This window comes from Micromonospora sp. DSM 45708 (genome assembly GCF_039566955.1).
In the GTDB taxonomy this organism is placed as follows: Bacteria; Actinomycetota; Actinomycetes; order Mycobacteriales; family Micromonosporaceae; genus Micromonospora.
The window spans coordinates 6,816,820-6,835,631 of sequence record NZ_CP154796.1 but is presented as its reverse complement, the minus strand read 5'-3'; the positions used below and the strand labels follow the sequence as shown (position 1 = coordinate 6,835,631).

17 protein-coding genes, 1 tRNA gene and 1 other RNA gene are annotated in these 18,812 nt (G+C 70.7%); 14 read left to right on the top strand and 5 right to left on the bottom strand.

Annotated features, from left to right (window positions below):
* Positions 1 to 3 precede the first annotated feature (3 nt).
* From VKK44_RS30065 to ffs, 3 genes are all read right to left on the bottom strand, one after another.
* Positions 4 to 312, bottom strand: coding sequence for a YbaB/EbfC family nucleoid-associated protein (locus tag VKK44_RS30065; protein ID WP_269694699.1), 309 nt, complete (start codon positions 310 to 312; stop codon positions 4 to 6).
* A gap of 192 nt (positions 313 to 504) precedes the next feature.
* Positions 505 to 3,156 carry a DNA polymerase III subunit gamma and tau gene (locus VKK44_RS30060; RefSeq protein ID WP_343444546.1) on the bottom strand — a complete coding sequence of 884 codons (2,652 nt, stop codon included), beginning with the start codon at positions 3,154 to 3,156 and terminating at the stop codon, positions 505 to 507.
* Positions 3,157 to 3,263: 107 nt separating this feature from the next.
* Positions 3,264 to 3,353: signal recognition particle sRNA small type (gene ffs, locus VKK44_RS30055), an RNA gene on the bottom strand.
* A gap of 81 nt (positions 3,354 to 3,434) precedes the next feature.
* On the opposite strand from ffs, the gene VKK44_RS30050 reads away from it, so the two are divergent.
* The 8 genes from VKK44_RS30050 (at position 3,435) to VKK44_RS30015 (ending at position 12,845) form a co-directional block, all read left to right on the top strand.
* Positions 3,435 to 3,519: transfer RNA gene (locus VKK44_RS30050), tRNA-Ser, on the top strand.
* A gap of 292 nt (positions 3,520 to 3,811) precedes the next feature.
* Positions 3,812 to 5,557 (top strand): glycosyl hydrolase, encoded by a 1,746-nt coding sequence (locus tag VKK44_RS30045; RefSeq protein WP_343444545.1) that lies wholly within the window; start codon positions 3,812 to 3,814, stop codon positions 5,555 to 5,557.
* Between the two features lie 311 nt (positions 5,558 to 5,868).
* On the top strand, positions 5,869 to 7,011 hold the full coding sequence (locus VKK44_RS30040) for a helix-turn-helix transcriptional regulator (RefSeq protein WP_343444544.1): 1,143 nt from the start codon (positions 5,869 to 5,871) through the stop codon (positions 7,009 to 7,011).
* Between the two features lie 20 nt (positions 7,012 to 7,031).
* A complete protein-coding gene (locus tag VKK44_RS30035) occupies positions 7,032 to 7,547 on the top strand; it encodes an NUDIX hydrolase (protein WP_343444543.1) in 516 nt (171 codons plus the stop codon).
* Positions 7,548 to 7,852: 305 nt separating this feature from the next.
* Positions 7,853 to 8,467 carry a hypothetical protein gene (locus VKK44_RS30030; protein ID WP_343444542.1) on the top strand — a complete coding sequence of 205 codons (615 nt, stop codon included), beginning with the start codon at positions 7,853 to 7,855 and terminating at the stop codon, positions 8,465 to 8,467.
* Entirely contained in the window at positions 8,464 to 8,994 is a 531-nt protein-coding gene (locus VKK44_RS30025) for a hypothetical protein (protein ID WP_343444541.1), read from the top strand. Before VKK44_RS30030 ends, VKK44_RS30025 begins: the two co-directional genes overlap by 4 nt.
* A gap of 138 nt (positions 8,995 to 9,132) precedes the next feature.
* Entirely contained in the window at positions 9,133 to 11,571 is a 2,439-nt protein-coding gene (locus VKK44_RS30020) for a hypothetical protein (RefSeq protein ID WP_343444540.1), read from the top strand.
* A gap of 293 nt (positions 11,572 to 11,864) precedes the next feature.
* The gene (locus VKK44_RS30015; RefSeq protein ID WP_343444539.1) at positions 11,865 to 12,845 is read left to right on the top strand and encodes an HNH endonuclease; all 981 of its coding nucleotides are present in this window, start codon (positions 11,865 to 11,867) and stop codon (positions 12,843 to 12,845) included.
* A 35-nt stretch (positions 12,846 to 12,880) separates the two neighbouring features.
* Here the strand turns inward: VKK44_RS30015 and VKK44_RS30010 are convergent, their stop codons facing one another.
* Positions 12,881 to 13,693, bottom strand: coding sequence for a hypothetical protein (locus VKK44_RS30010; RefSeq protein WP_343444538.1), 813 nt, complete (start codon positions 13,691 to 13,693; stop codon positions 12,881 to 12,883).
* 18 nt (positions 13,694 to 13,711) lie between these two features.
* Positions 13,712 to 14,920 (bottom strand): hypothetical protein, encoded by a 1,209-nt coding sequence (locus VKK44_RS30005; protein WP_343444537.1) that lies wholly within the window; start codon positions 14,918 to 14,920, stop codon positions 13,712 to 13,714.
* A 1,003-nt stretch (positions 14,921 to 15,923) separates the two neighbouring features.
* Between VKK44_RS30005 and VKK44_RS30000 the strand changes: the two genes are divergently transcribed.
* From VKK44_RS30000 to VKK44_RS29975, 6 genes are all read left to right on the top strand, one after another.
* Positions 15,924 to 16,157, top strand: a complete 234-nt coding sequence (locus VKK44_RS30000) for a DUF6284 family protein (protein ID WP_343444536.1) — start codon at positions 15,924 to 15,926, stop codon at positions 16,155 to 16,157.
* Between the two features lie 68 nt (positions 16,158 to 16,225).
* Positions 16,226 to 16,432: a hypothetical protein gene (locus tag VKK44_RS29995; RefSeq protein ID WP_343444535.1), complete on the top strand. Its 207-nt coding sequence runs from the start codon at positions 16,226 to 16,228 to the stop codon at positions 16,430 to 16,432.
* Entirely contained in the window at positions 16,432 to 16,800 is a 369-nt protein-coding gene (locus VKK44_RS29990; RefSeq protein WP_343444534.1) for an RRQRL motif-containing zinc-binding protein, read from the top strand. The genes VKK44_RS29995 and VKK44_RS29990 overlap by 1 nt, the downstream gene beginning before the upstream one ends.
* A gap of 112 nt (positions 16,801 to 16,912) precedes the next feature.
* Entirely contained in the window at positions 16,913 to 17,800 is an 888-nt protein-coding gene (locus tag VKK44_RS29985) for a DUF2637 domain-containing protein (protein WP_343444533.1), read from the top strand.
* A 90-nt stretch (positions 17,801 to 17,890) separates the two neighbouring features.
* Complete coding sequence (locus VKK44_RS29980; protein WP_343444532.1) at positions 17,891 to 18,352, top strand: Pycsar system effector family protein; 462 nt, start codon at positions 17,891 to 17,893, stop codon at positions 18,350 to 18,352.
* A gap of 20 nt (positions 18,353 to 18,372) precedes the next feature.
* Positions 18,373 to 18,753 (top strand): hypothetical protein, encoded by a 381-nt coding sequence (locus tag VKK44_RS29975; RefSeq protein ID WP_343444531.1) that lies wholly within the window; start codon positions 18,373 to 18,375, stop codon positions 18,751 to 18,753.
* Positions 18,754 to 18,812 lie beyond the last annotated feature (59 nt).

The window sequence follows — 18,812 nt, the reverse complement described above, 5'->3', positions numbered from 1 at the left end:
GGCTCAGAAACCGGGCAGGCCGAGGCCGCCCATCCCGCCCGCGACCGGGCCCATCTTCTTCTCGGTCAGCTCCCGGGCCGCCTCGGCGGCGTTGTGCACGGCGGCGACGACCAGGTCCTCCAGCGTCTCCACGTCCTCCGGGTCGACCGCCTTCGGGTCGATCTTGATCGCCTTCAACTCGCCGGTGCCGGCGACGGTGGCGGTGACCAGGCCGCCGCCCGCGGTGCCGGTCAGCTCCGCCTCGGCCAGCTCGGCCTGGGCGTTGGCGATCTGCTGCTGCATCTTCTGCGCCTGCTTCAGCATCTGCTGCATGTTCGGCTGTCCACCTGGGCGCACGGACCGCTCCTTCTCGCACTCGTCTGCTCGGCCGCCGATCAGCCTATCCGCTGACCGCCCCCGCCCCTGCGCGGCGGCCCGCCGTCGCACCCGACACGGTGGGACGGCCGGACGCGCCGCCGGGACGCTCACGAGGGCGGCGGGGTCCCGAGCAACCATCGGGGAGCCCTACCGGGCGTCCACCTCGTCGATCTGCTCGGCGCCGAACGCCTCACGGAGCAGCCGTACCGCCTGCTCCTGACTGGACTCACGCGCGGTCCGCTCGTCGATGACCTCGTCCAACGGCTCGTCGCCCGGGTCGAAACCCTCGAAGTTCGCCGTCGCCGGCGCCGCGCCGCCGGAACGGCCCGCGCCGCCGCGCACCGGGCCGTCGAAGTCCGGATCGTACGGCGGCTCGCCGGCCCACTCCGCGTCGGCCGTCTTCCGGGCCGCCGCCTGTCCGGTACGCGGGCCGCGTCCCGCCGCAGCCGCCCGGGCCGCCGCGATCGCACTGCTCACCGGCGGACCCTTGGGCGCGGCCGGCGCGGCCGGCGCGGCCGGTTCCGGTGCGGCCGGGGCCACGTGCGCCACCGGTGCGCCACCAACCGGCGTACCGGCCGGCCGGGCTGACGCCGGCTGCTCGTCCGCGCTCGTGGAACCGCCCGGGCGGGCCGGCTCGGGCCACTCGTCCGCGCTCGCGGCAGCACCACCCGGGCGGGCCGGCTCGGGCCAGTCCTCGACCACGTCGGCGGCGGTGGTCCCGCCGCGTCCCGCCTCACCAGCGCCGGGATCCGGCCGAACCGCACCGTTCCGGCCGCCCGCGCCACCTGTCCGACCCGATCCGCCCGGCTGCTGGCGGGCGGGCGTCTCCGACGGCGGAGATTCCGGGCGAGCCGGTGCGGCCGGACGGGACGGGCCACCGAGCGACACGCCGCCCCGCTCGCCGGCCACCTCGCAGCGGATCTGCCACCGACCGCCCAGCTCCTCGTAGAGCGCGTCGGTGAGCACCGCGGCGTGGTCCACCATCATCTTCGCCAGCACCGTCGACTTCACGGTCAGCACCAGCGTGTCGCCGTCCAGGTCACGCACCACGGCATCGCGCATCAGCGCGGCGATCCGCTTGTTGCTCCGGTTGACCTTGCCGACCACCTCCGGCCAGACCCGACGCACCGCGACGGCGTCCAGCGCGCCGGGGCTCGCCGCGCCCGGCCGGGGCGGCTCCGGCGTGGACGGGTCGGGCATCACCGCCGACGACGGCACCGGACGGCGGACCGGGGCGGCCGACTCCGGACCGACCCGCCGCTGGGAGCCAGCGCCCGGACCCACCGCCGAAGAGGGGAGATCCGCGCCGGCCGGCGCGGGAGAACCGTTCCGCGCGCCCGGACCCGCCGGCCCGGAAGAACCGGCGACCGCACCCGACCCGGACGAATCGGCACCCGTGCCCGGGTCCGCCGGCTCGGAAGCGCCGGTGCCCGCGGCCGGAGCGCCGGGGGTCGCCCTGGAGACGGCCGCCGCGGCGGCGGCACGGGCGACGGCCGGCCCGGTCGGGGCATCGGCAGCCGCCGGCGTGCCGGCGGTCGACGGGTGGACCGCGGCGGCAGCCGCGCCCGGGGCGGGAGCGGCTGGGCGTACCCCCGGGGTGGGGGTGGCGTGGGCGGACGGCGGCGGCTCGGCGCCGCCCAGCGTGAGCCGGCGTTCCATCCGCTCCAGCCGCTGGAGCAGGCCGCCGGACGAGTCGTCCGCGCCGGGCAGCAGCATCCGGGCGCAGATCAGCTCCAGCAGCAGCCGGGGTGCGGTGGTGCCACGCATCTCGACCAGGCCGTTGTGCACGATGTCGGCGCAGCGGGACAGCGTGGCCGGGCCGAGCCGGTGGGCCTGGGCGGCCATCCGCTCGATCTGGTCGGCCGGGCCGTCGATGAGCCCCTTGGCGGCGGCGTCCGGCACCTGCTGGAGCACGATCAGGTCGCGCAGCCGTTCCAACAGGTCGGAGGCGAAACGGCGCGGGTCGTGGCCGGCCTCGGCGACCCGGTCGACGGTGGCGTACGCGGCTGCGCCGTCCCCGGCGGCCAGCGCGTCGCACATCTCGTCGATCAGCGCGGAGTCGGTGACGCCGAGCAGCGCGGCGGCCCGTGCGTAGCCGACCCCCTCCGGGCCCGCGCCGGCGATGAGCTGGTCGAGCACGGAGAGGCTGTCCCGCGCGCTGCCGCCACCGGCGCGGACCACCAGCGGGAACACCGCCGGATCGACCTTGACGCCCTCGGCCTCGGTCAACTGCTCCAAATAGGGCCGGAGCACCTTCGGCGGGATCAACCGGAACGGGTAGTGGTGGGTCCGCGACTTGATCGTGCCGAGGACCTTCTCCGGCTCGGTGGTGGCGAAGATGAACTTGACGTACTCCGGCGGCTCCTCGACCAGCTTCAGCAGGGCGTTGAAGCCGGCCGACGAGACCATGTGCGCCTCGTCGATGACGTAGATCTTGAAGCGGCTGCGGGCCGGCGCGAAGAACGCCTTCTCGCGCAGCTCGCGGGCGTCGTCGACACCGCCGTGGCTGGCCGCGTCGATCTCGATGACGTCGATCGAGCCGGAGCCGTCGGTGGCCAGCGAGCGGCAGGACTCACACTGCCCGCACGGCTCGGGCGTGGGGCCCTGCTCACAGTTGAGCGAGCGGGCCAGGATCCGGGCGCTGGAGGTCTTGCCGCAGCCGCGCGGGCCGGAGAAGAGGTACGCGTGGTTCAGCCGGCCGCTGCGCAACGCCTGCGACAGCGGCTCGGTGACGTGCTCCTGACCGATGACCTCGGCGAACGTACGGGGCCGGTACTTGCGGTAAAGGGCCAGTGCCACCCGTCCCGCCTCCTCTCGACCGAGCCATTCTGCGCCGGTCGGCCCCGGGTGACCACCCACCACCCCGTGACCCGACCCGCGGCGACGTTACCCGGCCCCGGAGACAGAAAGGCCTCCCGTGCACCCGGCAGAGCTCGCTTATCCTTGCTGCCTTCCGGCCCTGGGGAGGTTCACGAGGTACCGCCGCACGGGAGGTGACGCCAAGCCTACCCGAAGGCTTGTGGATCTTCCGGGAGGGTGGGGTGGCCCGCCGTCGCGGGACCTGTATCCTGGCTCGCGGAGGATTCGCCTAGAGGCCTAGGGCGCACGCTTGGAAAGCGTGTTGGGTTTACACCCTCACGAGTTCGAATCTCGTATCCTCCGCGCTCTCGTGCGCAGGGCCGGCCCCGCTGGGGCCGGCCCTGCTGCCGTTTCCGGACCCCTCCCCTCCGGCCGACCATCGCCCTCTGGCGGGCCGAGTGTCGATAACGTTTTCTTTACCGGTTCATGGGGTTGATTGGCACATCAGCGCGTGATGGGGCATTGACAAAGTTAACCGGTTAAGCCGACCATCGTGGATATCTTCGCCGGGTCGACCGCCGGAAGGGCAACCGACGGTCCGACCCGTCCGGGCGGCGAGGGCTCCCCGCAACCATCACCCGTACGGGAGTTCCTCATGAACCAGCGCACCCGCACGCGGGCCTGCCTGGCCGGGGCGGCGGCAGCCGTCGCCGCACTGGCCACCACGCTCGCCACCACGCCACCCGCCCGAGCCGCCGCCGGCGCCTGCTCGGTGACCTGGCAGGTCACCAACGACTGGGGCGGCGGCGCCACCACCAACGTCACGATCACCAACACCGGCGCCGCCGTGAACGGCTGGACGCTGGGCTGGGCGTTCCCCGGCAGCCAGGTGATCGGTGACATGTGGAACGCGACGAAGACGCAGTCCGGCGCGAACGCCACCGCCACCAACGTCGCCTACAACGCGGGCGTCCCGACCGGCGGCACGGTCAGCTTCGGCTTCAACGTGACCTACAGCGGCACGAACCCGGCCCCGACCGCGTTCACGCTCAACGGCGAGGCCTGCGGCGACACCACACCGCCGAGCCCGAGCCCGACCGGCAGCCCGAGCCCCACCCCGGATCCGACCACCACCCCCACCGGCAACCTGGCGCTCAACCGGCCGGTCACCGCGTCGTCGACGGAGAGCCCGAACGCCGCCGCCCAGGCGGTGGACGGCAACGGCGGAACCCGCTGGTCCAGCCTCTACGCCGACCCGCAGTGGTTCCAGGTCGACCTGGGCGCCACGTACCCGATCAACACGGTGCGGCTGCGCTGGGAGGCCGCGTACGGCAGGGCGTACCAGATCCAGACCTCGACGGACGGCACCACCTGGACCCCGGTGTTCAGCACCACGACCGGCGACGGCGGCACCGACGACGTCACGCCGGCCGGGGCCAGCGGCCGGTACGTGCGGATGTCCGGCACCGCACGCGGCACCGACTGGGGTTACTCGCTCTACGAGTTCGAGGTGTACGCGGTCAGGCCGCCCACCCCGCCCGGCCCGGAATGCGGCCAGGCCCCGGCCGACCCGCAGGCGAACTCGAAGGCCCGCAACCTGATCTGCTACCTGCGCACGCACACCTACGTCAGCGGCCAGACCGACCTGCCGGACGCGGACAAGGTGCAGCAGTTGACCGGCCGCTACCCGGCGATCGTGGCGTTCGACTTCATGGAGTACACCCGGGGCAGCATCCAGACCCAGCAGGTCATCGACTGGGCCAGGGCGCGCAACGGCATCGTCGCGTTCCAGTGGCACTGGTACTGCCCGCGCGGCGGCAACTACTCCGCGCCCTGCGACTTCCAGCCCGACCTGGGCAACCCGTCGTCCAAGCTCTACCAGGACATCGACCTGGTGGTGCGCGAGCTGAAGAAGATGGGCGACGCCGGCGTGCCGGTGCTGTTCCGCCCGCTGCACGAGGCGAACAACAACTACATGTGGTGGGCGAAGAAGGGCCAGGACGCCTACAAGCAGCTCTGGCGACTGATCTACCAGCGGGCGCAGCTCGCCGGCGCGCACAACGTCGTCTGGGTGTTCAACGGCATGGCCAGCGGTCAGGGCACCTCGCTGGCGTCCTGGTACCCGGGCGACGGCTACGTCGACCTGGTCACCTCGGACTACTTCCAGAGCAGCAGCGACTTCGCCACCACCAAGGCGGTCAGCGGCGCGAAGACCACCGGCGTGGCGGAGACGTTCAGCCCGCTCAGCCCCAACTCCGACCCGGCGTGGCCGTACTACGTGGTCTGGGCGTCGCGGGACTGGAACGGCAGCGGCAAGGACGTGGCCGGGCTGTGGCGTACCGCGATGGCGAACCCGAGGACCATCTCGATCGACCAGCTCCCCGACATGTCCGCGTGGTGACGACCTGATCGTCAGGGGGCCGGCCCGTCGAGGTCCGGCCCCCTTCCGGGTACGCGCAGAGCCACCCACGTATACGCCGCTCGTATACCGAGCAGTCACGCAGCGGGTTGAATGAGCCGATGACCGCGATGTCGAGGCGAGCCGGTTGCGCCCGCTGCGGGGCCGACCTGGCAACGGACAACAACTCCGGGCGTTGCGCCCCCTGCCAACGGGCGGAGCGCGACCGCATCGTCGCAGCACCCGAGGTTCCGGCTGCCTTCTGGTCACACGAGCCGCTTCGGCGAGCGCTGACGGAACGGCACCTTGGCCGCGTGATCCGCGCCTACCGCCACCATCCCTACCACGGCCGACAGCCGCTGCCACAGGCCACGGTGGCCGGTTGGTTCGGGGTCACCCAGGCACAGCTCAGCCGCGTCGAGACCGGGCCGCCGATGGTGCACCTCGACCGGCTCGCCCAGTGGGCTCGGGTAATGGGGATTCCCGCCCACATATTGTGGTTTCGCCTCCCGCCCGGGCGGGACAACGTTCCGCCGCCCGTCGCCGGAGAAGCCGGTCCTCACCTGCTCAGCGCGCTTCGATGCGCCGACCGGCAGATCGGCGGACGAAACCTGTACCGCGCGGCGCTGGCGCACATCAGCGCGTTCTCCCAGCCCCCGGGACAATCGTCGGCTCTCCCCCGACCGATGCTGCTAGCGGGGGCGTCGCTGCACGAGATGGCCGGGTGGATGGCCCACGATTCCGGCGACTCGGCCACGGGCCGCCAGCACTTCCGTGACGCGCTGGCGCTCGCTGTCGACAGCGGTGACCACCTCCTTGTCGGTCAGATTCAGGGCAGTCTCAGCCATCTCGCATCTCACGACGGCAACGCGGAGGCGGCGCTCTCACACGCCGTGGCCGGGCTTCACGAAATAGCGGATAAAGAGGGCGGCACACGGGTTCGCGCACGGCTGTTCGCCCTACAGGCACGCGGCTTCGCGGCATCAGGACGCGCCACCGACTGTCACTCTTCTCTTCCATTGGCGGAGACCGCTCTCGCCCAGGTAGCAGCATCTCCCGCCGCCTGGTTGAGTCCGTTCGACCACATCTCACTCGATATCGAGCGAGCCCGGTGCCTGCTTCGGCTCGGCGACGTGACGGCTGCGCTGCAGGTACTCGACGACATCGTGACCGACGAGCCGACCCCCCGGGTACGCAGTCAAGCACTCGCCCGGACACTCCTGGTCACGGCGCTGGTTGGGCAGGCTCGGGTCGAGGAAGCGTGCCTGGTCACCCATCAGACCATCGACCTCACCCATGGGCTGGGTTCCGCCGTCGTCCTCGATCAGCTCCGGCATCTGGCACTACTGCTACGGTCGCATTCCGTCCACCTCCCCGACGTGCCGCAGCTGCTGGACCGGCTTCGTGACACGTTCCGGGAACGGAGTTGGATGGCGGTGCCACTGCCGATGGGATGAGACCCGCCGACAATGGCCTCATGGCCGACGAGCGTCCCCTGTACGAGCGAGATCCGGCAGCCTGGCACGCGCATCTGGCCGAGGGCAACGCCCGACAACCCCGCAAGCGGGTCGGGGCTGATGTGCTCCTGCGCAACGATCGCAGCGAGGTCCTGCTGGTCGATCCCCGCTACAAACCGGACTGGGACCTGCCCGGCGGCATGGCCGAGGCGAACGAGCCACCGCACGTCGCCGCCGCCCGGGAACTCCGCGAGGAGCTCGGGCTGGAGGTACAGGTCGGCCTGATGTTGGTGGTGGACTGGGTGGCCCCGCACGGCCCGTGGGACGACAGCCTGATGTTCGTCTTCGACGGCGGCATGCTGCCGTCCGTGGAACAGCTTCGGCCGACGGACGACGAGTTGGCCGAGGCGCGTTTCGTCGCACTCGATGACGCACGGGCGCTGCTCCGCCCGTACGTCTGGCAACGGTTGCGTCATGCGGTGGCCGCGCTCGCCGACGGACGCCCGAGATATCTCACCGACGGCGTCGCGACCTAACCGCCGTCGTGGACATCCTTAGGCTTGGCTGCCCATCAGAATCGGGCTAGCCCGATCCGTTCGGGCCGAGGAAGCCGGTCACCACCCCCGGCTGGTCTGGACACTCAGCCCGTCAACCGCGACCCGGCCGCCGTAGTGTCTGGTAGCCACGTAGTTCGATCACCCGGTGGACGGTAGGCAGCACCACCGGCACCCGGAAGCCGGCGAGCCTCCGGCTCCACCCGGGGGGTTCTCCGCCCCTCCAAGCCACCGAAAGCGCTCGTACACATGTTCTATCCACAGCCTGTGGACGCCGAGAGGACCGGATGAGTTACCAGCTCAGTGCCGTGGTCGCCGACGTGGAGCTGCTGCGCGAGCAGACCGCCGACCTGGACCACGCGGTGCTGGCCGCGCTCCGGCAGGACTTCGCGCTGCTGCCGGTCACCCCGCAGCTCGTGGCGGAGCTGACCGGCGAGCCACCGGACTTCGCGGCCGAGGAGCCGTGCGCGGTACGCCCGTTCCGGCTCGTCCTCTCACCGCCGCTGGCTGAGCTGCTGGCCCGCTGGTCGAGGCGCGGGCCGGTGGCGTACCTGGAGGCGGAGTTCGCCAGCGGGCTCGGCCATCAGGCGGCGGTGGTGTGGCTGGACGGCGACGTGAGCTGGGGCCCGCGCTACGACGGCGCGCTGGACCGGCCGCGGGCGCAGTGGCCGATCAACACGGCGCTGGCGCGGCTGGGCGCCGAGCCGGGCGCGTGGATCGACCCGTTCGCCGAGTTGGGCCTGCACCTGGAGCGGGACACGGCCGGCTGGCTGGCGCACGGCCGGCGCGGGTTGTCCGCCGACTACTGGGACGAGCTGGCCGAGGAGTGGGAACTACGCCAATCCGGCCCGCACCAGCAACCTCCGCGCCCCGGTCCCGTTGGGGACTGGGGGATTGCATGAAACTACGACAATTCGGCTTTATCGCTGCGCTGCTGGTCGCCGCTTCCGTCGCCGGGAGCGGCGTCCGTCCACAGGGGCCGGACGTGCCGGCCCGACCGGTCGGCGCCGCCGAGGTGGTCAGCCTGGACGGCCTGCGCAACGCGGAGTTCGGCGCCACCGAGGAGGACCTGACCCGGCGCGGCCTGCTGCGCACCGACGAGGAGGCCTGCGGACCCACGCTGGCCGGGCACGGCGCGGTCAGCCCGATCTTCGTCGACGATCGGCTCGTCCTGCTCTGGCTCGACGACCCGATGACCACGCCGGAGGGGATCAGCGCCGGCACGCCGGTCGGCGAGGTCCGCGCCGCGTACCCCGACGCCGCCGCGCTGCCGGTGCCGCCCGGCAGCCACCGCTTCGCCGGGCTGCTCGCCCGCGACGGCGACCGCGCGTACCTGTTCCTGCACGACGGCGTCACCGTCCGGAAGATCATCGCCGGGTACGCGGACTGGGCCCGCCGCCTCTTCGACGAGGGCTACGGCCCCTGCTGAACGACTGGTCGTCGCATCCCAGAAGCTGATTGTCCGCAGTCGATGCCCATGGAATCATCTCCTCGCTCGCGCAGGTCGCGCGACAGTTACGGGGGTTTGACCGTGAGTATCACCGTGCCCGATCCACTGTGGAGACGTTTGACGAGGTGGGCGGCCATCGCCGCCCTGAGCACCACGACGGCCGGTCTGCTGGCCGGTCCCGCCACCGCCGCCCCGGTGGCCGAGCCGTCGCCGGCCCCGGCGACCGGACCCGCCCGGCCGGCCGCCGAGCCGTCTCCGGCGGCACCCGCTCCCGCCGCTCCGAAGCCGGCCCGGACCACCGCCGCGCCGAAGCCGGTCGCCACCGCCGTCTGCGGCGGCAAGCTGCCGCTCGGCAAGGTCGTGAGCTGCGCCTCCATCACGGGCGGCGCCCGCCAGACCTGGACGATCACCTCGACCGTCGACCAGGACACCTTCTTCATCCGGCTCCGCGACGTGTCGGGTGACGGGGTCGGGGCGCAGGTCCACGGGTCCGACGGCACGCACGCCTGCTACGTCGGCCCGTACCTGACCGACTGCCGGCTGGGCGCCGCCGGCACCTACACGATCACCGTGGAGCTCGACTACGGCACCGGCAAGGGCGCCTACTCGCTGTCGGCGGAGTCGATGCGTTCGCCCTCCAACTGCGCGACGCTCTCCGAGAGCTTCTTCTCCTTCGCGTCGGCCGGACGCAGTGGCACGCTGCCCGCCGGCCTGGCCGCCCGCTGCTTCACGTTCACGCAGCCCACCGACACGGTCCTGCACCTCGCCGACCCGGGCGGCGCCGAGGACATCCAGGGCAACATCCTGGACGGACAGTTCCAGCCGATCTGCCCGGTGCGCTACCCCACCGAGTGCACGCTCAGCCAGCCCGGGCCGTACCGGCTCTTCCTGGAGGAGACCTACGGCACCAAGGCCGCCTACACCCTGAAGATGCCCCGGATCTCGCGGTCGGTCGGCTGCCCGGCCCTGCCGCTGACCGCGTTCGGTGACCCGGGCGCGGCGGTCGGGACCGGCACCGTGCCGCCGAGTGAGGGGATCGGCTGCCAGAAGCTGCGGGTCGCCACTCCGGGCCCGGTGGTCGTCCGGATCGACCAGTACGCGAACCAGCACCTCTACTGGCAGGTGTACGACGACGCCGGCCGGGTGGTGTGCACGGAGTACGAGTCCTGGCGTTCCTGCGTGACGCCGACCGCCGGCTCCTACACCCTGCTGATGCGGAACTCGAACTGGGAACCGGTCACCTACCGGGTAGCGGTGGCGCGACTCGACCGGGCCGACGGCTGCGCCGGCCCGACCGGGCTCGCCTGGGACCAGCCGAGCCTGACGGTGCACCAGACCTCGGCCCTGCAGACCAACTGCCAGCCGTTCCACGGCGAGGCCGGCGAGCGGGTCACGGTCTACCGGGCCCCGGACCGCTACAACGACCTCTACTCCTGGCTCGTTGACGAGCAGGGTGCCGTGCTGTGCACCGACTGGTCGGAGGAGGACGGCTGTGTGCTGCCGTCGACCGGCAATTTCCGCGTCGTCTCCTACCTCTCCCGGTGGGAACCGGCGGACACCGACCTGACCTACCGGCTGCAGATCCGGGACCTCGGCGATGCGACCGGCTGCCCGACGGTCACGCCCGGCGCGTACAACGCCGCACCGGCCGGCGCGCTCGGCGGCATCCGCTGCCGCATCCTGGACCTGCCCGAGGGCACCTTCCGGGTCAAGGCTGCCAGCGAGGACAACTACCGGCAGTACGCAACCGTCTACGACGACACCGGGCACAAGGTGTGCACGGACGTGCGGTGCGCGATTCCCGCCGCCGGGCGGTACACCCTGGTGCTCAGCGGCAGCGCACCCGAGGCGGTGATCGACAACAGCCTGCGGTACCAGCTCGCGGTGCTGCCGTGGATGCCCTCCGACTGCCGGCCGGTGTCCGACACCGGTTGGCAGGACGCGCCGGTGCGGGGCCGACTGAGCACCCCGGCACAGTTCGACTGCCTCCAGCTGAGCAGCCCCGCCGGCGCGCTTGTCACCGGGCTGTTCCCGGGCGACGCCACCGGAGCCGGCTGGCCCGAGATGACGGTGATCGACGCCACCGGGGCCGCCGTGTGCGACGAGTACTCGTTGCGGCAGTACCACTGCGAGCTGACCGGCCAGGCGCCGTTCCGCGTCGTACTCAACTCGGGCAACGGCGACGCGGACGGGCCGTACTCCCTCGCCTTCGCCCGCACCGACGGCCCGCCGGCCTGCCCGGCGCTGCCGGCCGGCGTGACGGGGGCCACGGTGACCACGGGAGCGGACCGGTTCGGGGTCTGCCTCTCGATCCCGGCCGACGCACGCGCGGCCACGGAGTCGATCACCTGGAAGCGGACCAGCGGGACCGGCGACGCGCGCCTGTCGGTCTTCGACTCGGCCGGCCATCGCTACTGCGGGCCGACCGGCTATGCCGTCGAGCGGACGGTCGCCTGCACGCTGCCCGCCGGCCCGGTCACGGTGATCCTGGAGGCGGACGCGATCGACGCCACCTATCAACTCGCCCACCGGGACGCGAGTCAGCCGGCGAGCTGACCGGCGGCCCCGAACGGAGAACGCCCGGTCGATCCTCACGGATCGACCGGGCGTCCTCGTTGTTCACGAGCGGTGGCGGCGGGATTTGAACCCGCGGAGGGCGTAAACCCTCACACGCTTTCGAGGTCTGCCGGTCAGCGTCCGCCGACAGCCGACACCGTCCGTGACCTGTGGAAATAGGCGACTGCCGAACGATGGCAGACGACCTCGAACGCCCCTGAATGAGACGACGAGTGAGACGAACGCGGGGCACGGGCCGCCCGACTGTCGCCCCGGGGCCGTATGGTCCCAGCGTGACCCTTGCCGAGATCACGCGCGCCGCGGTACTTGAAGCCATCGCAGAGTTCGACCGTCTGGGACGCGATGAGTTTCTTCGTTCAACCGGGTTCGGTCGCTCAAGGTCGTACTATCTCCAATACCGCGGTCGGCTCTACGACTCCAAAGCCATAGCCGGTTACGCGCACGGAGTGAGCACGGGAACCGCGCTTACCGCCGCCGACTTCTCCGGTGGAGACAAGACGGTAGCTCAACGGCTGGGCGCACTTGGGTTCGACGTTCGTTACCTGCCTAACCCTGACTGGACGCGCGATGAGATTGTTCTAGCGTGTGCGCTAGTAGAGGCGAACGATTGGAAGCAGCTCGACCGGATGGATGGACGAGTAAAGGACCTGTCGGAACTCCTCCAAACTCCTGCAATCCACTCGATGGACCACCGCGGTCCAGATTTTCGAAACTCAGCCGGTGTTGCCCGCAAGACTGCGGACATCGCTACGTCCCACCCGGCTTACCTTGGCAAGAAGACCAACGGCAACCGTCTTGATCGGGAGGTCTTGGATGACTTCCTTGCTCGACCCGCCGAGATGCATGCTCTCGCCGCCGCAATTCGAAGCGCTCTCGGCAACGCAGAGAACTACGAGGCTGGGCCAGACCCGGACGTCGCCGAGCTAACGGCAGACGAAGGTGGCGTACTTCTTCGGCAGCACCTGCGGCGCGAACGTAACCCAAAGATCAGACGCGCGAAAATCGCCGACGCCAAACGGCGAGGCATGCCCATCGCCTGCGAAATCTGCGGTTTCGACTTTGCCCGCACTTACGGCCCTCGCGGCACTGATTACATCGAATGCCACCACCGGACGCCGCTGCACGTCTCCGGCCCCACGAAGACCCGCCTGGAAGATCTCGCGCTTATTTGCTCAAACTGCCATCGAATGATCCATCGAACCAAGCCGTGGCTCACGGTAGAGGAGCTGCGTCACATTGTCACGACACGGTAAGTGATCGCGCCGACGCAGGACTAATCTGCCTCCAGCTATTGCGGCTTCGGTAGAAACTGGGCGAGCGAAGCGTCATCATGCCGCTTGGTGCGGGGATACTGGTCGCCGTACGGATCATCCGATTCGATCGATCGGACGTGGGCGATCAGACCAGCAGGGCCGAGCTTGTCGAGCAAGTCCAGATACTCCGGCCAGCCGTAGATATCCATTTGGTCAACCGGTCGCGTCGTACCGTCAGAAAACGCAGAAGCCCGATGCATCGCGCCTGCGGCATAAGTGGCTACCTTGGCGTATTGAGCCGCATTCGGGTCGGCGGCTGCCACCCACCACCCGTCGGGCCGATTCCGGGTGGCAGTCTGCCGGGCCACAAGTGCGGTCAAAGCCTCTGCATGCTCGGGCGTGCCGAAACGCATGCCCACGACGGCGGCGGGCTCGGTGCCGCTGATTTCTTCGATCGATAGGTCACAGGTGACCTCTGGGCCGGTGTCGAGGTCGACCACAACGCTCACGTCAGAAAGCGCCAGCGTGTCGACCCGCTCGGTTCCGATCCGGAGGATGCCTACCGCCGCACACGGCGTACCGGGATCCGACAGGTCGCAGGTATCGGCGTGCAGCGCTGCCACGGCGGCGATGCCCTCGGCCAAGCCCTCCGCAAGTGGCATGTCCGGCGCGGTGACCAGTGCGGCCAAGGTCCGGACGCCGAGTTGACGCGCGTACCAGGCCACGCCGTGGTGGCAGCCGCCGAACGGGATGCCCGCCCCGTCCACCACCACCGCCAGGTCGGCGGAGGCGATGACGAAATCCTCGTTGGGGCGTCCGGGCGCGGCGTCAGTTGCTAGCGAGAACAACGGCGATTGCCTCTCTGGTCAGGTGGCAGCGGTCAGCAGGTCACGCAGCCTGGCTACGGCCGGGGAGGATGCCCATGGCCGTAGCTGGCCGAGCAGAACACGTAGGTCGTTGAGGGTGCGAGACGATCCGGTCGTGACCGCGATGGCAAAGGATTCCTCTGCGCACGCGCACGCCTCGTCCGGGCTTCCTGCAAGGACGTACGCCTGCGCGAGTCGGGCGAGGTACTGGCCACGGTCGCGATGGTAGTCCGGCGGCAACGTGTCGAGCACAGTGGTGAAGGCCGAGACCGCGGCTGATGCCCGGCCAAGTTCCAGGTGGCACTTGGCTCGGGAGATGCTGAGGTAGAGACGCAGGTCGCAGTAGCGTCCATCAGACGGGTCGCCTTCCGCCGGAGCGTCGCCACCGCCTCCGTCAAGCAGCAGCTCGGCCACGTCAAGGGCGCGGTCGGCGTCGCTACCTGCCCCGTGTACGGCGTGCCCCAGCGCCTCCGTCTGCGCCGCGATGGCGCGAATCCGCAGCGTCTCTGGCCCTCGGTCCCGCTGAGCAGCGTTAGCCAACCGAGCGGCGTGCGCGCCGTTGCGAGCGCTGATCGACTGAACCGCCCGCCGGGTGAGCACGAACGCGGCCATCCGGTCATCCTGGCCCGCTTCCGCCCACTCCAGCGCCCGCCGGTACCAGGCCGTAGCCGCCTCCGCGTCGCCCGCGTCCTGGTGGAGCCAGCCGGCGAACTCGGCGTAGCCGGCCCCGACCTGTAGCAGATCGTCCAGCGATCGTCCGGAGGCGTTACGGGCCATCTGCTCGATGGTGTCGGCGTGGGCGGTGATGACCGGCAGCAACGTACGAGGACCAAGCAGGTTGTCGGCCGTGTAGTGGTCCCGGAGAGCGCGACGCAGCGACCGGAGCAGGTCCGGCGTCACCTGTCGGGGCGGGCTCACCCTCGGCAGCGGCCGAACCGGTGCCGCTTCGGGCTCGGGAGTTCTGACCGGCTCCGCCGGCTCTTGAAGGAACTGCCCGAACCGCGCCCTTGCGTCGTCGTCCGCCCGCTTCAACGCCACGTCAAGGAGCTGCTGGGTACGCATCGCCAGTTCCACGTCCGGCTGCGCTTCCCACTTCGTCACGCCACGGGTCGACACGCCCAGGTGCGCGGCGAAGTCGTCGAAGGTCATGCGCAACGCCAGCCGCAGTGCCCGCGCTCGCTGCCCGGTCCACGTGGCAATGACATGCATGCGCCACCTCCCCGCAGGCTGTGCTTGCAGGGAGTCTAACGGCCAACTTCAATCAGTTACGCGACCGGAGTGCCACGCTCGTGCATCGCGGGTTCCATACCAGTCCATGTGCGGTCGAGCCTTGCTCACGTTGACTAGAACCCATGAAGAACACGGAACGAAGCAGAGGCCGACCCGCGCTGGTCAGCGGCTGTCAGACCTCAATCGAACCCTTACGGGGGCGGGAAGCCTGCCACTGCCGGACGGCATCCGGCCGCCAGGCGGGCGACCGGCCGAACATGCGATCCGGGGCGGGTGCCTGCCCCCGGGAGACGTAAGAAGCCCAGGTAGCACGGCTGACCGGCGCTCCCGCTGACTCCAGGAACGCCAGCACGTCGGTAGTCGTCCACCAGTCGGTCGGTAGCTCGCCCGTCGTCTCAGACATCAACAGCGAGCGTACGCCACCACTCCCCCAACACGCCGCGCCGATTGCGAGCCACCCCTTGCGCGAATACAACGTCGCGCTGTAACGTCCGCTCCATCGAATACAACGTCGAGTTGTAGTCGATCTGGGTCAGAGGACCGAGGAAGGCAGCACTAGTCGCTGCGCGCCCACGGCCTGCTGAGCCGCTCGTTCATTGAGAACTCCAAAGCAGAAGCGCCGCGTAGATCCGTCTACGGTATGCCCGCCTTGAGCCACACGGTGGCCGACCCCGGTACGTCCCGGGCGAGCGGGCCGAGTGGACGGGTCCGGCGCGCGGTACCGCTTCTGCCACTGATCCATCAGCCACGGCTGTCCGCCGCCCCGGCGTGCTTCCTGCCCTGGCTGCCTTACCCGATCTGACTCTGGGAGAGGTGATCCCGCTATGTCCGTGCTTGCCGCGTGTGCGCGTGTCACGACGAAGTCCAGCGCCGTGTGGCGCACCTGCCTCGGGTGCGGAGACCTCGCCCCGCTGGCCCCCGATGAGTGCCGTTGCCGGCCGTGCCGGCAGCCGGCCCGCCGTACTGGAAGGAACCGAGCGAAGTGAACCACGACCAGCACGGGCCGTCGTCCGCCGACCTGGCCGCGATCGATGCCGAGTGGCCGCTGATCGCCGCCGAGCTGGACCTGCTCGATGCCGAGATCAGCCTGATCTACGCCGAGGATCACGGTGGCCCGTCCCCGTTGGACTGGCGTCGGGTCCGACGAGCTGAGGCCCGCGTGACCCGCGCCGCCGCCGACCTCACCGGCAGCGTCGAGCCCCGCCAGGCCGCGTGATGGCGGCACCGGAGTCCGACCGATACCGGTACACCGCGCGGGACTTGGAGCGTGTGCCGCCTCGTGAGGTGCGCGTCGGTGACCTGATCGCCCACGCCGGGCGGCCCGGCTCGGGTCTGTTCTCGGTTGACCGGGTGACCGCGGTCGGTTGGGCCGGCACGGACCCTGCTCTGAAGGTCGACACGTGGCGGATCGAGTACCGCTCCCCGTGGGGGGATCTGTACTTCGTCAACCCCGACACCTTTCCGGTCTACCGGCTCAAGGTGGCGACCTGATGTCCCGCGTCCGCGCCGCCTACCACGATCCGGACGGGTCGCGGTACGGCATCCCTACTTACTGGTGGCGGGGCGCACCGCCCGGTTACGCCACCCGCCGCCAACTGCGTGCCGCCGGGTTGCGGCCCGCCGGTCAGCCGGTGGCCGCTCAGATCCTCTGGCGCGGCGTCGGCGGCACCCGTACCGCCTACCTCTACCGCGTCGACCTGGCCAGGCCGAAGCGCACCGCTACCCCCGCTCAACGCGCCGCCATCGGCAAGGCGTTGACCGCCCGCCGCACGTGCCGGGTGTGCCGGCAGGTGCGCCCTTACTGCATTCCGCGCTCGCTGGGCGAGTGCCTGAACTGTGCCGAGGGAGGCACCCGATGACCGTGCTGTTGCTGCTGCTCATCGTCCTGGGTGGCAGCGCCGTGATGCTCGCCCCGTTCGCCATCGCCCACGCCCTCAACAGTGAGGCCCCGACCACGAAGGAGACCCTTCGATGACCGCTCCCGCCAGCATCCACCCCCGTAGCGTCGACGACCTGTATCCCGGGGCGTTGGCACTGACCGACCAGCTCGGTGAGGTGCCCTCGCGTAACCGGCTTCAGAAGCAGTTCAAGATCGGCGCTCCGAAGGCCACCGAGCTGCGCGAGCGGCTGTTGGCTCGTACCGCCGACCCGGTTGTCACCCCGGATCCGGCGACCGCCGCTGAGCTGGTGGTGCCGGATTATCCCGAGCCGATCGGCCCGGTGCCCGCCCCGACCTCGGACCCGGAGCCGACCTCGGACCCGGTTCCGGTGCCGGTCGACCCGGAGCGCGTTGAGGTGTCCGAACCGCGTCGGGGGTGGTTTCGCCGCCTTCGGACCGAGAGTGAGTCGCCGCAGCTCCGGGTGGACGGACACCCGGGTCTGAAGACCAGCCCCACCCCCGACCCCGACCCCGACCCGGAGCCGGAGCCGGTGCCGGAGGCGGGTGGGGTTGGGCAGGTCAAGCAGTTCAAGCGCATCCGGTGGGCGGTCCGGTTGGTGCTTGCTCTCGGGGTGGCCGCGTCGATCGCTGGGAACGTGCTGCACGCCCGGGATGAGCTGATCTCGCAGGTCATCTCCGCGTGGTCGCCGTTGGCGCTGCTGCTGACCATCGAGCTGATCTCCCGGGTACCGGTGCACTCACGCCGGCTGGCGATCGGCCGGTGGGCGGCAACGGCGCTGATCGCCGGCATCGCCGCGTGGGTGTCCTACTGGCACATGGCCTCGGTCGCCGCCCGCTACGGCGAGACCAACGGGTCGCAGTACCTACTCCCGCTGTCCGTCGACGGCCTCGTCGTCGTCGCCTCGATCTGCCTGGTCGAACTCGGCGGGCGGATCGCCGCCAACAACCACCGCCGTTGACCCCGCCCGGCGGCACAGCCCCTGGCTCGCAACCTGTGCTGTGCCGCCGGTCCGGTCACCCAACCCCCACGAGAGAGGAGGGCACCTTTGATGGTGCCAGATACCACGTTCCTGACCGCCGAACTGGCCACCGTGCGCGCCGAGCTGGTCCGCGTGGACGCGAAAGCCTCGACGCTGCTCACGCTCGCCGGCACCGCCCTCACCATCGGCCTCGCCGTGCTGGCCCGCGCCGACCTGCCCGCCCCCGCCCTCGCCACCGGATCGGCCACGGTCGCAGTGATCGGTGCGGCGGTCGGATTGCTGGCCTGCGCGGTCCGCCCATCCCTCGGCGGGAGCCACGGACTCGTGCGCTACGCCACCAGCGCACCGGGGGACCTGATGACCGACGCCGCGCTACCGCCGCTGAGCATGGCCTCCCTGCGAGCGCACGAGCTGGTGTGGCTGTCGCGCACTGCGGTGCGCAAGTACCGGCGGGTCCGCACCGCCGTCGATCTGCTGCTGGCCGGTCTGGCCGGTACCGCCGTAACTGCCCTGCTCACCGCCCTCGCCTGACTGCTCGAAGGAGACATTTCGTGTCGAACACCAACCCGCCCTCGGGCCGCACGCTGTTCTCCGGTGCGGACTCGCTGACCGACAACCACGCATTGATCGAGTGGTGCGAGAGCACCCGCCGCATCCTGCACGCCGCCGCCCTGGAACTGGGCATCACCGCCAGCGAGTTGGACGCCCGCCTGCGGCGCGTCGGTGGTGGGGTCGTCGTGGTCGGTGGCCTGACCGCCAGGGCGCGTGCCCGTCAGGTGGCCAAGCCGATTCAGCAGGCCAGTGAGGCGCTGGTCGTCGCCAGTCAGTACATCATCACCGCGAACAACCGGTTCGTCACCGCGTACATGCCGGAGCTGGAGCAGGTCGGCTACCGGGGCAGCCGCAAGCCCGACTTCAAGTTCACCGCCTGAGCACGGAAGGGAGGAGAGATGACGAAGACACGAATGCCGAAGCACGGTGGCCTTGCCAC